Genomic DNA, 14,439 nt, shown 5'->3' with positions numbered 1-14,439 from the left:
ATTCATCCACAATGTTTTTTTCAAACAGGTTCCGTTTAATACATAGCTCCCCAAAATTGCTCGCTTTCCCCCACACCCCACACCCCATACCCCACACCCAGTATCCTATCGTGGGTAATGTGGCTTAAGTTGACACCCATGACTGACGTGCGCCCTTTCCCCCCCCATCAAGAAGCGCCCGATTTCACCGTATAATTTCAGCCATAATCTTGACAGATAATTAGGGATAATATTGGCTGTATTTTATGAGGGGTTGTTGGTGGGTTACGGCGGATATTCAATTAAAGGGTTTCTGGGAAAAGGTAGAACCGCCTAACCCACCCTACCGACGTGGTAGAGGCACTTTGATAGATTAGCATTGTAGGGGCGCAAGGCTTGCGCCCTTTTGCCCCATCAATGTGCGCCCGATTTCACCGTATAATTTCATTCACATCTTGAACAGAATATCACCGATGATGTTGGCGACAGTTTCCGGTTGGTTATTGGTGGGTTCTGCGTAAATCTGTAGGGGCGAGTCGCTGCATCAATGTGCGGAGGGAGAATTAACTTATCTCGACTCGCCCCTCGCCCCGACATCAATAGTTGTAATTAGATATTACCAATATCCACCGGGGGGCGACCCGATATCAATGTTGTATGAGGTATTACCAATACCCACCGGGGGGCGACCCGATATAATTAAAGGTTGGATGGTGTTAATTAAATCCGGCAAGTCGCCCCTACAAGGTTGGTGGGCAATGCCCACCCTACGGGATACTGAGGGTTTCGGCGACTGGGATTCTATGAAGTTCCTCTAGAGGGTACAATGCTCAAATCAAAGGAGCTGTCCTATTAACCGTATGCCTGGGTTTCATTTTCTGAATCGCTATTTTGTCCCCCTTCTCCTGTTTACCCTCTGCCTTAGCGCTGTGCTGCTTTTCTCTAATACAGCAACGTTGAGTCAAACTCCTCTATCTAACACCAACTCTGATTCTTCATTGTCTCTCACTGAAACGGTGCGTAAAACTGTATTGGACAACGGCTTAACTGTTATTACTAAAGAAATCCATTCCGCCCCGGTTGTCACTGTTCAGGTGTGGTACAAGGTGGGTTCACGGGATGAAACCCCAGGATTAAATGGAATCTCGCACCAACTTGAACATTTAATGTTTAAAGGAACAACCAATCGTCCGATTCAATTTGGTCGCCTACTCAGTGCGTTAGGGGCGGATTCTAATGCGTTTACCAGTTACGACCAAACGGCATATTACAACACCGTTCAGCGTGATAAACTAGAGGCTTTGCTGATTCTGGAAGCGGATCGAATGCAAAATGCCCAGATTAATGCTGAACAATTGGCGACTGAAAAAGGGGTGGTTATTTCAGAATTGGAAGGGTATGAAAATGATCCAGGATATCGCCTTGATCGCGAAATCATGCGCCAGGTTTTTCCTAATCATGCTTATGGTTTGCCCGTTGGGGGGACTAAGGAGGATGTAGAAGGGTTTACCCTAGAACAGGTTGAGGATTATTATCGCACTTATTACCGTCCTGATAATGCCACTATAATTATTGTGGGTGATTTTGAAACGGATGCGGTATTAAAGGCGGTAAACCAGCATTTTGGCACAATTGATGCCAGTCAGCCTGGGGAAAATGGGGGTGTAGGGGCGGGTTTGACAGATAACATAAGGAACCAAACCGATAACTTACCTAAACCCGCCCTTCCGGGGGAAAGCGGAGGTGTAGGGGCGGGTTTGACAGATAACATAAGGCGCCAAACCGATAACTTGACTAAACCCGCCCCGGTGGGGGAAGCAGAGAATAATTTTATTGTCCTGGAACAACCTGGTAGTGCAGCGCTGGTGCAGGTGGTTTATCCTCTCCCAACTGTTACTCACCCGGATGTTCCCGCGATTGATGTGATGGATTATATCTTGACATCGGGACGAAGTTCTCGCATTTATCAAGCCTTAGTGGAGTCGGGATTGGCAAGTGATGCAGGGGGATATGCAGCGAATTTCCGGGATAAGGGCTGGTATGCTCTATTTGTGACGACTGATCCCGGTGAGGATCTTAACGCGATCGCACAAGTTCTCCAAGGGGCGATCGCATCTTTAAAAAACCAAGGTGTAACCGAAGCTGAACTCAATCGCGCTAAAGCCCAACTGAAAGCCGAACTGATTCTAGAAAACCGCGATGTCACCAGTCAAGGCTTCCAATTCGGGGCAAATCACACCACCGCCGGGGATTATCGGTTCACTGATCAGTATTTAGCTGCCGTTGCTCAAGTCTCTAGCCAAGATGTACAACGTGTTGCCCAAGCGTATCTTACCCCGCAACAGCGTACTGTTGGCTTCTTCCAACCGACTCAGATTCAGGAAGAAGCCAATCGCGGTATCGGTCAATTTAGTAAAACATCTGAACATTTTTATGGCGAGTCTCCCGTTGATCCCACAGAAGTTGCCCAATATCTGCCCCCAGGGGTTACAGATGCAACCTTAACCCCAACTCAACCCCTACCGGAACGATTGACGTTAACGTCAGGATTGCAAGTTTTGCTATTGCGCGATCGCAGTACGCCTACAGTTACCTTAACTGGATATATTAAAGCAGGTCGGGCAAATGATCCACCTCAAAAGTCCGGTGTAGCGGAACTTACCGCAGACAATGTGATGAATGGAACTCAGACTCAGGATGCATTAACCCTAGCTCAACGTTTAGATGATCGAGGCATTAATCTAGACTTTTATACAGTGCGGGAAGGAACATCTATTAGTGCGAGTGCGCTGTCTCCTGATTTATCGTCCTTAATTCAAACCCTCAGTGATGTCTTGCAACGGGCGACATTTCCCCCGGATCAACTGGAATTAAGCCGTCAACGGGCATTAACGGATCTACAAATCGAACTCGATGACCCCGCTACTCTTGCACAGCGTACCTTAGCTCAAACCCTTTATCCCAAAAATCATCCCTTTCACAGTTTCCCGACACCGGAAAGCCTGAGTCAAATTACTCGTGATCATGTAGTGCAATTCTATCAGACCTATTATCGTCCCGATCGCACGATCCTAACCCTAGTAGGCGACTTTGATCCTCAGCAAGTGCGATCGCGGTTGGAACAAGAATTCGGCAGGTGGACAGCAACCGGAAAGCCGCCTCAGTTAACCGTTCCGGCGGTTAAGCTACCCCCTAGCACTGTGCGGGTGAATCGACGCTTACCGGGAAAATCTCAATCCGTCACCTTTATGGGAAACGACGCGATGAATCGCACTGATCCGCGATATTATGCCGCATTCGTTCTCAATCAAATCATCGGTGGTGATACCCTAGCCAGTCGATTAGGAACCGTGATTCGCGATCGCTTAGGGTTAACTTATGGGATTTACAGTTACTTTCAAACCGGAATCTATGATGGTTCCTTCGTGATTGAAATGCAAACCGCCCCCGAAGATGCTCAAAGTGCGATCGCGAATACCATTACTTTACTGCAACAGATCCAGGAGCAAGGGGTAACAGCAACTGAAGTAGCCACAGCGAAACGCTCAATTACCAGCCAATATCCCGTCACCCTTGCCCATCCCGACAACTTAGCCCAAACCATTCTCGACAATCAAGTCTATGGGTTAACCCCCGACGAACTTCGAGAATTCGTCCGTCACATTGAAACCGTTAGCGTCAAACAAGTCAATCAGGTGGCGAAGGAATTACTCCATCCTGATAATCTAGTAATCGTAACAGCAGGTTCAGTATGAAGCTAAGAAAAATATCCTTAAATCGGCTCGTAGTCGGGGCTTTAGCCCCAAACAATCACCCCTACCACCATCAATGGCTGCGCCGATGCTTAACCGCAATCATTGGACTAATTCTAGGAATTAACCTAGTATGTCTCCCTGCAATCGCGGCGACTCCAGCCATAGAGGTTAACGTGAGTTTAGGCAATTCAGCCAATGAATTGAAGTTCTTCCCTAACCAATTTGAATTTGTCGCCGGCACACGCTATAAACTATTGCTGGATAATCCTAGTCCCCAAAAACACTACTTCACCGCCAAAGACTTCGCCGATGCAAGTTGGACGCAAAAAGTTGAAGCCGCTAAAGTCGAAGTTAAAGGAGCAATCCACGAATTAGAACTGAAACCCGGTGGCGAGGCTGAGTGGGTATTTGTGCCAATGAAACCCGGAACCTACGAACTTCATTGTTCAATCTCTGGACATACAGAAGCAGGTATGGTAGGAGAAATTAGGATAAAGTAGGACAACTAAAGTTAACGGTGGGGATTGTCATTGGTCATTGGTCATTGGTCATTAGTCATTAGTCATTAGTCATTAGTCATTGGTCATTTAGTCGGGGCGGGCGCGAGTTACATCTGGGTTTAACCGAAAAGATAGTAGTGAAACCCGCCCCTACAGAATCACCCCCATCTCCCCTATCTCCCCCATCTCCCCTATCTCCCAGACGTTCCACGCCTTACGTCTCTACAAACCCACCACAAGCCTTATTCAGCAGCCCCTATTTATCCTCACTTTGAGACTGACGAATGGGAATCTCAATCCAAAATCCAGTTCCTTCTCCTGGCGGAGAACTGCATTTAAAGATTCCCCCATGTTTTTCCACGATAATTTGATAACTAATCGAAAGACCCAAACCCGTTCCTTTACCAATCGGCTTGGTTGTAAAAAAGGGATCGAAAATTTGTGATTGAATTTCTGGGCTAATTCCTGAACCACTATCAGCAATCTGAATGATGATATGAGTTGGAGATGAGCCTTGATTTTTCTCTATTTGTGTAGTATCGTTCAGATAATCTAGGTTCTCCACAGTCTTAGATTTGGCACTTGTGGAAATCGTAATCCTCTGGTTATCGGGATTACCGTATTCTAATGCATCGATCGCGTTGCTTAAAACATTCATAAAAACCTGGTTCAGTTGACTGGGATAGCATTCAACTAACGGTAACTCACCATAATTTTTGATCACCTGAATCCCTGGATGATTGGGTTTCGCTTTCAGGCGATATTGTAAAATCAGTAGCGTACTCTCTATACCTTCGTGGATATCTACTAACTTTTTCTCGGATTGGTCAAGTCTGGAGAAGTTTCGCAACGACAAAACTAGCTTGCGAATCCGTTCCGATCCCATTTTCATCGACTCTAAAAGCTTAGGAAAATCTCCTTCTAAAAAGTCTAAATCGATGAGATCTAACAATTCAATAATCTCTGGCTCTGGCTGAGGATGATATTTCTGGTAGGAATGAATAATATTCAGTAAATCCTGAGCATACTGACTGGTATAAACCAGGTTGCCATAAATAAAATTCACCGGATTATTAATTTCATGAGCGACTCCTGCAATCAACTGTCCCAGACTCGACATTTTTTCGGTTTGAATCAGTTGGGCTTGAGTTTGCTTGAGATGGTGAAAAGCACTCGCCAATTGTTGGGCTTGGGCTTGAGTATGGGTAAATAATTCCGCTTGCTGAATCGCCACCGCAGCTTGATCTGCTAACTTTTTTAGCAGTTTAATCTCTGAGGGGAGCCAATCTCGCCTAGCTTTACATTCTTGAGCAATTAAAAATCCCCAGAGAGGTTGCTCCCATCTGGGACAAGGAATACTATCCAGCACAATGGGTATCTCATTGGCTTGAGGATTTTCCAGCCCAATGGGAACAATTAAAGCGGCTTGCACTTGGCAACGTTTTAAGAACTCTTGTTGATCGGGAGTTAATCGGGCTTGAGTGACATCCTTAATCACTCCTAAATTACCTCGCTTATACACTTGAATCTGGGCTTTCGAGAAATACTGCTGCGGATCATCAATATCTAAAAGCGATAACCACTCACCTGTCATCGATTCCACAATAACTTGACCGTGGAAATCATCGGTAAACCGATAAATAATCACTCGGTCAGTGTTCAGCAGTTGACGAACTTCTCGTACAATCGTTTGTAGGGTGGTTTTCAGATCAAGAGTACTGCGAATTTGGTTGGTCACTCGTTGTAGCGCCCGCCCTTGCTCTAGAGATTGCTGTAACTTCGCCGTGCGTTCCGCCACTTGGCATTCTAAGTTACTATTCAGGGCTTGTACTTGAGCATAAAGTTTATATTGCTCGATCGCCATGGCAAAATGATGACCGAGTGCGATCGCCAGTTCAATGTCGTAATTCGTCCACGGTTGAGCTTGATTCCGTTTCACCTCTCGCCACTGTTCAAAAGATTCACGGGGACTGCGTTGTTCTTCATTGGGGTTAAACTCTCCCGCCCACAAAATTTCTTGCACCACTTGGGAGCGAAAAATACTTAGATAACCCAAGAATGAGGAGCGATAATACAAGGGTATTACTAACCAACCTCGAATTGGAGTCCCATCAAAGGCTGGAGCCAGACTCGCCAACTCGGAGACTTGATCCAAATCGTTGACAATGAGCGGCTGACAACCGACGGGAGTCGAAGTGGATTCGGATGAGCCATTGGCGGTTTCAACGGTTCTATCCCCTGTTACCCATTGGACGAACCCAGGATGCTCTTCAATCGTCCTCGGACTATCTCCAAATGTAGGTTGTCTGCCACATATAAGGCACTCCGCCCTCGGATTCAACCTGTCTGGGGCTATATAGAGTCTACCTCCCCAACTAGATAGAGCGCTAACCGTTTCTTGTAAAGCAGCTTGGAGTTGAATGGTGGGTAACGAATGCAGCAACGTTGAGACACGATTAATCGTTGCTTCGATCTGATGCTGCTGACGGGTTTGGGATAAGAGATTCGACTGAGCAATGGCAATGGACACTTGATCCACTACCGATTGCACAATCTGCAATTCCCGTTGGCTAATGGTACGGGGTGTGACGTGATGAGAGACTAACAGTCCCCAGAGTCGTTTCTGGGATCGTTGAGCCTGGATATCATAGTGGACAATGGGTAAGACCATGGAAGACTGGACACCCATTGCTCGTAAATACTTGACATGACAAGCATCTACGGGACGATAGTGAATCGGTTGCGGGGTGGAGCGATCATCGGTTTCTGAGGGGTCTAAGGGGGATAAACCAATCAGTCCCCCAGAAACATCCACAATGGAACGCAAGCGCTCGGTGAGGTACAATTTACGGGCTTGTTCTGGAATATCATCAGCAGGGAAGTTTAATCCGTTGAGAGCAGGAAGCCGATTGGTGTTGACTGATTCAGCAATCACCTGTCCACCACCCGACGCATTAAAGCGGTAAACCATGACGCGATCGGTTGCTAACAACGATCGCACTTCTGCAACTGTGGCATTTAAAATCTCTTGTAATTCTAAGGATTGGCGAATCCGATTCGTGATCCGGCGCAACAAGTCTTCTTGATCGAGTTCTGGTTGTAACACGCTTACTACTCCTATGAAACACTCTCTGATTCTGGTTTAGAGGGTAATCCAGGTGATGAATCAGAGGTTTAGCTCGATGCACCGACTTCGCAAATCTGTATGAATATCCTTAACTTACAGTGTAAATCTGATTCTACCGTTTCCTCTGAATCACCTGAAAGCCCAAGAGTATGCGCCTGTCGTCCTCAGATTTACCGATCCAGGAGTTTGCAGTTCGCCTGTGCTAAATGCTGTCGGATATGTTGACGAACATTCATCAGCATTTTTCCTAAATGATTCTCACCAGTTTGATCCTCACCACACCCCCAGTAGTAATCTGTGGGAGAATCTTCAACAATCACTTCTTCTCCGGTGTTCAGCAGGATTTGCTGAATATCAGGATGGGTAAGAAATTTGGTCAAAACCCCTCGCCACATAATCTGTTGTTTTACCTGTTCCCAATCAGGACGATGGTGACGGGTGCGATCGCGTCCGAGGAGGGCGGCTTCCATTGGTGTTGATACATTTTTGATTGTCCTGATCAAGGCTTCGTCTGTCGTCCCGACGAACTTGTGCGCCTGATAGTAATGCTCAACGGTTTGCCAACACCAGCCATCGATCTGGATCGGGTGGGGAGAGAAGTTGGAAAAGCAGCCATAGGGTTCCTCAACCTTATAAAAATAAATTGTCATGGCAAAACTGTCAAACTATTTCGCTGGGCAAAAAGCCTCGTCTGATGACGAGTTACGTTTTCGGGTGCGGCGTCGGAAACCATGTCCCTGAAGCCCACCCCAGATTTAAGGGTTTAGTTATCTAGTCCTTTTTATTGGTCAACCGACGGCTGATTGACACCTAAATCTTATAGTAGCGATCACGAGGCGTTTACGATGAGAGAGATGAGGAGAGGGGGAGCTAGTACAGCGGGCATGGAAATACAAGAGCCGCTTTGTATCTACAGGGGAACAGGGTTGTAGGGGCGGGTTTCACTATTATCGCTTCTTTTGCACCTGGATGTGACTAAACCCGCCCTTCTAGGGGAGCAGGGGAAGTTTATGACTTGAGGTGAATCGCCAAACCCGCTAAAACAATAGCAGCCTGACCTGACTCATCTAAGGAATCTCCTCTTGTTATCACTAGTCTAAATAGAGTTGCACTGAACTACTACTCTTGAGTGGTCTTCAGTTGCATTGCTCCCGACACGTTAATTGAGGAAATATTAGCGGCTATGGGTTGGCTGCTATTGTTAATTTGGATCGTTTCACTATCTGATGTGGCAGATATTACTGATACAAGGGAAATTAAGATGGATAGTTATTTTACCTCCTGAACTCAACAGTGAAAGGAAGTGTAATATCTGTCACTGGAAGCTTTCTTGCTTGCTTCAATTTTTAATGTATCACTGTTCCGGACAATGGTGTCAAAATGATAAACTAATTTACTTTCCGTTAAAATCTGTAATGTAATGGGGGGAATGTCGAAAAAAAAAAGAGTCACTTGCGCGACTCTCTTGATTATCAGGGTGCATCTACATATCAAACTATAGCACTTTAGGGATGAGGGGTGTAACCCCCTATTTTGTCAGCAAAAGCCAGGGAATAGTGCTGAAACCTAATCTATAAAAGGCTTTCAGGGAAAAAAGGATAAAAAAATAGTACTCATTTTGTTACAAAAATTAACTAATATAGAAGAAATAGTCATCCAGAATCGGGAACCATGCAAACAGCTACCCCACCATCAACCCGTAAAGCTTGGGCAAACGCGATCGCTCAACCCGCCACTGAATTTCCCCTAACCCCCTTACCAATTCTCTCTGGCAGAATTCCTCAAGGGTTACGAGGCTCACTGTATCGCAATGGACCTGCCCGTCTAGAACGAGGGGGTCAACGGATGGGACATTGGTTTGATGGGGATGGCGCTATTTTAGCGGTTCATTTCACCGATGCTACAGCGACTGGGGTCTATCGCTACGTGCAAACCCCCGCCTATCAAGAAGAAGCCGCCGCCGGGAAATTACTTTATCCTAACTATGGCACCAAAGCCGCTGGGCGAATCTGGGAACGGTGGGGTAAACCCGTGAAAAACAGGGCAAATACCTCTGTATTACCCCTACCGGATAAATTACTAGCCCTTTGGGAAGGCGGGAATCCTTACGCACTCGACCTGCAAACCTTAGAAACCTGGGGACGCGATCGCTTAGACTATTTAGCCGAGGGAGACTCGTTTTCAGCCCATCCCAAGTCTGATCCAGAAACGGGTGAGATATTTAACTTTGGCATCAGCCTCGGACTTAACTCCAACCTAAATCTCTACAAAAGCGACTCAACGGGCAAAATTATCCAAAAAGGAACGATACCACTCAAAGGCATACCCCTAATTCATGATTTTGTCCTCGCAGGCTCTTATCTTGTCTTTTTCGTGCCACCTATACGGGTAAATCTCCTACCCGCCGCATTAGGAGTGAGTAGCTTTGGGGAGGCGATGGAATGGCGTCCCCAATTAGGAACCCAAATTTTAATCGTTGACCGAGAAACGCTTTCATTAGTCGCCCGTAGCGAAGCCGATCCTTGGTTTCAGTGGCATTTTGCCAATGGCTATGTGAATCAGCAGGGTTCTATCGTGGTCGAATTTATTCGGTATCCGGATTTTGGCACAAATAAACGTCTCCAAGACATCGCCATGGGTGAGATTCATACCGTTACCAACGAGACATTATGGCAGGTTGAGATCAATCCCCAAACTGGGACGATTATCGCCGAACGGGAATTATTAGATCGATACGTCGAGTTTCCAGTGGTTCCAGACGCGCAAGTGGGTCAAGCCTCCCGTTCTATTTATCTAGCACTGCATCGCCGAGATATGGATCACCGTAGCGAAATTTATAGTGCGATCGCGCGGTTTGATTGTCAAACCCAAACCCTAATCGAAGCCGATTTGGGCAAGAATCGCTATCCCTCAGAACCCATCCATGCACCCGACGCGCTTAATCCAGAACAGGGGTGGGTATTAACCGTTGTTTATGATGGGAATTCTAACCAAAGTGAAGTGTGGATCTATGACAGCAATGCTCTTGATCAAGAACCTGCCTGTCGGCTGCAATTACCGCAGGTCATTCCGTTTAGTTTTCATGGCAGGTGGAAATCTGTTGGGTAAAGTTTTCATTAGTCGCTTAAGACATAAATAACCCGCCGATAAAAAGCGGGTTAGCACGAGTTATTTTCAACTAGCTTTATTTTCAAAGCGGTCTACTATCGAGGTTGACAGTCAGGAGGATCAGTTCGATTACAACCAGGGGGCGGACTTTGTTCTGTTGAAGCTAGCACTAACCTTTGCTGATCTACCAGAAAAGAGGAATCAAGTCTTCCTGGTTCAGATAGGGATAGACTAGCGGACAAAACCCAACTATAAATGTGCATTGTAGATGTCATTTGCAGCGCTTATACATCAAAACTGACGTTTTTGCTTCTTTAAGGAGAGTTAAAAATTAATCTCTACAAAAAAGATCTCAAATGCGTAAGTTATGTAATACTTGCTTCAGACTGTTCAATGCTTGATCCGCATAAAACTGGAAAAAATAATAAGTTCTATCATGTCTAGGAAGAGCGAAGCGAATAATCTGGACAGATGCTGGGGTAAAGGGAGACTAACCTCGAACAACGTGAAGGGTTTCGCAGATGCTTCGCTACTGTTCCTTCGCTCAGCATGATAAATTACGTCTTTGACTACAACTTGGTATAAGGCAAAATGGGCAGGTATGAATATGAAGTGTAATATTCCGAAGAAATGGTATTATACAAAATCCGCTTAAGTAATCCCTTTTATCACTTGGGTGCTTTTTCCTTGGAGACGTCTGCCCTCTCTCTTTTGGCTTCTGCCTTGTCCCCACCAACAAGGGAATAGTTAATCCGGATTTAGCGATAGTAGTATTCGCACAAAATTATCAGCGTAAACTCGTCTATTAACATTCAATGGATTACAAAACAGCCCGTAACTTTGTGATTAATCAAGCAACAGCATCTGACCCAAACAAAGACGCATTTATGGTTCGTATCAAGTTACAAAAACCACCGGTTCCAGGTCAGATAACCAATATTTTATTAGCGCTGAAAATGATATTTGAGGGTTTGCGAGATGCATCAACTCTAGATCGAGAACTCGTTCACTCCCTATACTTATTAGCTTATGAGAGCCGAGAACAGTTTGAAGCAGGGCGTCGGGCTAGTGTGAATTGGCCCCCCCTGCTCGATGAAGATCTCAAGCGCATTGCTCGTGCTGTTGAGAGTATTTTTTCAGGTATTTGGCAAATGAATGACAAATGACAGGCAGTTAGGAGGGGAAAAGGCTAATACTCTCTTCCAAATAACTACGGACATGACCAATGACCAATGACCAATGACCAATGACTAATGACTAATGACCAATGACCAATGACCAATGACTAACGATTTCGCAATTCAACTTCAAGTTTGTCCAAATCTTCGGGCAAGAAAACCGTGATCCGCCCATTAATTGGCTTACCATTCTCAGTTCGAGTTACTTCTAACCAATAGGCAAAGCGATCGCCTAATAAAAGCTCGCCTTGTCGTGCTATTAGCATTGGTCGATTTTGTCGCCGAGCTAAATCGATGGTTGCTGGTGTAGGATAGGCGTATACCAGGTTAGCTCTCTGGTAATCTTGATAGATTGCTGGACCATAAATAACTCGCAGTGACTCCGTAAGTCGTTCTGGAGTCACGCCGTTAATCATGTCATAGAAGGAAATTTGCTCACTTTGAATCAGGCGACGATTCGTGGGAAAGGCGATTTGACCTGGAGGAAGCACTGAGGCTTCAAACTTAAATCGTTGAGCAGCGGTATTCTGTTTAGTCACGACTAACCCATCGCCAATACCGGGTTCTAAGGTAGGATGAGCCGCAATCCAAGCCGCGACTGTTTCCACCGTTTGACCGGGTAACGCCTGGGCGGGATTGGCTATCAACCCCAGTACCATGCCCATCCATAGAAATGACCCCAGTTTACTTTTCTTCATCGCCAGCCTCCTTGAGGTGTGCTTTTCCTATAAACAATTATGGCAGTTAGGCTGAACATCTCACCGTTCGCTCATTTGGGTAACTCAGTAAGTAGTCGGACTGGCATAAAACAAGCCGAACGGATGCTATACCTTTGTTTGCCTCATTCCTCATCCGACTCAGAAAACAGCGATTCTAAATCCCGATACCCACTCACCACCCGCACAATTTCCACGCCATCCTCAATCACCCGATAAAGAATGATGTAACCTAAGAGAGGAACACCCCGTAACGATGGCTCAATGTCAGCATAAGAACGCCCCATATCGGGAAACTTCACCAAGTTCTTGCATTTCTGCTCAAACCCATTCACAAACCGTTCACCAGCCGCTAGACTCCGACTCAAAAAATAATCAGAAATCTCATCTAAATCCTGACTCGCTTCTGGAGAAATAATGTAACGGCTCATCCTTGATTTTCACCCGCTTTTTGAAGCTTCTCCCGCAACCTGGCAATCACCACCTCCCCATCAATTCCTTCTCCTCTATCAAGCTGTGCCATACCAACCGCTACTTTCCCCCGCGTTTCTTTCAGCCATTTTTGATACTGATTATCGCGTTCTTCAAGTAATCGCAACGCCTCAACAATCACCTCATAAGCGCTTCCATACTTGCCACTTTTGAGCCTTTCTTGAATCAACTGCTCCTCTTCTGGTTTAAACGTAATATTCATCCTCTCAAACCCCCTAAAACCATTAACTTTATCGTACTAACTGCTCAAAGATTCAAAATTTGTGCTACATTCTCAGCAATTCTCTCCTCCAACTCCCGCGCTCTGTGATCAAAGCTAACCGAAAAATCCCGCGATCGCACCCAGAAAATTATAGTTGGCGTGGATCATCTGGGCAGCGATACCCCAGATAGATCAGGCGAGATTTTGTGCCAAGCGATCGCACTCCCAGATTTTCTGGCATCCTAGAGATGGTCAAGAGTCCCCTAGAACAGCTTCATGCCCCTTTCCCACTGCACCAAAAAAGAAATCCCACCAGCATCTCAACCCACAGACGTTGATTGGTGTAGAGGTTTTGCAGCATGAAGCCAGATAGCAAGTATCAGCCACTCCTGGAATTTCTGCGTCAGAGCAATCAAGCGGAAGTCATTCTTATGTTAGTCGCTGATCAGGCTGGATTCGATTACTAATGACAATTTGGCAGGATAGAGCGATCGCACACCCAAATTTTCTGGCATCCTAGAGATGATTAAGAGTCCCTTAGAACAGCTTCATGTCCCTTTCCTACTTCACTAATCCAGAAATCCCGCCAGCATCTCAACCCAAAGACGTTGATTGGTGTAGAGGTTTTGCAGCATGAAGCCAGATAGCAAGTATCAGCCACTCCTGGAATTTCTGCGTCAGAGCAATCAAGCGGAAGTCATTCTCACCTTTACAGAAATTGAGGAACTCATGAATGACACCTTACCCGACTCAGCACGCAAAAAACGGGCATGGTGGAGCAATCGCAGCAAAGGCGCACTGCAAGCTTCTGCTTGGATGGAAGCCGGATATCGGGTTGAGGATGTGGATTTAGAGCAGCAACGGGTGACATTTCGTCAACCTACCGCTAAACCCAAAGTTCAGCGCGTGGGTGACACTGTGCTGTGGAACGCTCAACTCATCAAAGCACTGCGTCGCCACATGGGTTTAACCCAGGCAGAGTTTGCCCAAAGGATGGGTGTGCGACAGAAAACCGTCAGTAATTGGGAAATTGCTCTATATGAGCCGCCTCTGTCTACTTCTAAACATCTAGAATTGGTTGCTCAACTAGCTGGATTCAGATACGAGGAAGGGTCAGAAAATTCGGAGTAGGGTATTGACACAGAAGTAAATTGTTTACTATATTGTCAGTATGGTAGTTGGAGCTGACAATAGTCAAGCCTCAACAACCCAAAAATTTCCCAAACCACCGCTATCGCTGCGCTTATAGAAACGCCGTAAAACCCACATCCTTTTAGGTGTGGGATATAAGGCGGGTCATCGGAGGTACGGAGATGACCAAACTATCTGGTCTTCTGATTTTCAATGTAACGCTTAACCGTCTCACTACTGACATTTCCCGC

Annotated in this window: 11 protein-coding genes; 6 read left to right on the top strand and 5 right to left on the bottom strand. The window is 46.0% G+C overall.

Annotated elements, in window-relative coordinates:
• The first annotated feature begins 839 nt into the window (after positions 1–839).
• Both RIG27_RS23825 and RIG27_RS23820 read left to right on the top strand, forming a co-directional pair.
• Positions 840–3,734, top strand: coding sequence for a M16 family metallopeptidase (locus tag RIG27_RS23825; RefSeq protein ID WP_446349300.1), 2,895 nt, complete (start codon positions 840–842; stop codon positions 3,732–3,734).
• On the top strand, positions 3,731–4,234 hold the full coding sequence (locus RIG27_RS23820) for a cupredoxin domain-containing protein (RefSeq protein ID WP_446349298.1): 504 nt from the start codon (positions 3,731–3,733) through the stop codon (positions 4,232–4,234). Before RIG27_RS23825 ends, RIG27_RS23820 begins: the two co-directional genes overlap by 4 nt.
• Before the next feature lie 256 nt (positions 4,235–4,490).
• Here RIG27_RS23820 and RIG27_RS23815 read toward each other — a convergent pair whose 3' ends face one another.
• Together RIG27_RS23815 and RIG27_RS23810 are read right to left on the bottom strand one after the other, a co-directional pair.
• Positions 4,491–7,340, bottom strand: coding sequence for a GAF domain-containing protein (locus RIG27_RS23815; protein ID WP_446349296.1), 2,850 nt, complete (start codon positions 7,338–7,340; stop codon positions 4,491–4,493).
• A gap of 191 nt (positions 7,341–7,531) precedes the next feature.
• Positions 7,532–8,011, bottom strand: coding sequence for an NADAR family protein (locus RIG27_RS23810; protein ID WP_446349294.1), 480 nt, complete (start codon positions 8,009–8,011; stop codon positions 7,532–7,534).
• A 1,021-nt stretch (positions 8,012–9,032) separates the two neighbouring features.
• On the opposite strand from RIG27_RS23810, the gene RIG27_RS23805 reads away from it, so the two are divergent.
• Positions 9,033–10,469 carry a carotenoid oxygenase family protein gene (locus RIG27_RS23805; protein WP_446349292.1) on the top strand — a complete coding sequence of 479 codons (1,437 nt, stop codon included), beginning with the start codon at positions 9,033–9,035 and terminating at the stop codon, positions 10,467–10,469.
• Between the two features lie 815 nt (positions 10,470–11,284).
• The gene (locus RIG27_RS23800) at positions 11,285–11,635 is read left to right on the top strand and encodes a Dethiobiotin synthetase (protein ID WP_446349290.1); all 351 of its coding nucleotides are present in this window, start codon (positions 11,285–11,287) and stop codon (positions 11,633–11,635) included.
• Positions 11,636–11,754: 119 nt separating this feature from the next.
• Here the strand turns inward: RIG27_RS23800 and RIG27_RS23795 are convergent, their stop codons facing one another.
• The 3 genes from RIG27_RS23795 to RIG27_RS23785 form a co-directional block, all read right to left on the bottom strand.
• A complete protein-coding gene (locus RIG27_RS23795; RefSeq protein WP_446349288.1) occupies positions 11,755–12,345 on the bottom strand; it encodes a hypothetical protein in 591 nt (196 codons plus the stop codon).
• A gap of 143 nt (positions 12,346–12,488) precedes the next feature.
• On the bottom strand, positions 12,489–12,794 hold the full coding sequence (locus RIG27_RS23790; protein ID WP_446349286.1) for a type II toxin-antitoxin system RelE/ParE family toxin: 306 nt from the start codon (positions 12,792–12,794) through the stop codon (positions 12,489–12,491).
• A complete protein-coding gene (locus RIG27_RS23785) occupies positions 12,791–13,057 on the bottom strand; it encodes a ribbon-helix-helix domain-containing protein (RefSeq protein ID WP_446349284.1) in 267 nt (88 codons plus the stop codon). Before RIG27_RS23785 ends, RIG27_RS23790 begins: the two co-directional genes overlap by 4 nt.
• A gap of 154 nt (positions 13,058–13,211) precedes the next feature.
• Between RIG27_RS23785 and RIG27_RS23780 the strand changes: the two genes are divergently transcribed.
• Together RIG27_RS23780 and RIG27_RS23775 are read left to right on the top strand one after the other, a co-directional pair.
• Positions 13,212–13,430 carry a hypothetical protein gene (locus tag RIG27_RS23780; RefSeq protein ID WP_446349282.1) on the top strand — a complete coding sequence of 73 codons (219 nt, stop codon included), beginning with the start codon at positions 13,212–13,214 and terminating at the stop codon, positions 13,428–13,430.
• 260 nt (positions 13,431–13,690) lie between these two features.
• Positions 13,691–14,188: a helix-turn-helix domain-containing protein gene (locus tag RIG27_RS23775; RefSeq protein WP_446349280.1), complete on the top strand. Its 498-nt coding sequence runs from the start codon at positions 13,691–13,693 to the stop codon at positions 14,186–14,188.
• Positions 14,189–14,439 lie beyond the last annotated feature (251 nt).

It is taken from the genome of Coleofasciculus sp. F4-SAH-05 (assembly GCF_040222985.1).
Classification (GTDB): domain Bacteria; phylum Cyanobacteriota; class Cyanobacteriia; order Cyanobacteriales; family Coleofasciculaceae; genus Coleofasciculus; species Coleofasciculus chthonoplastes.
Note: the sequence above shows the minus strand (reverse complement) of the source record. Positions and strands in the feature narration are given on the sequence as shown.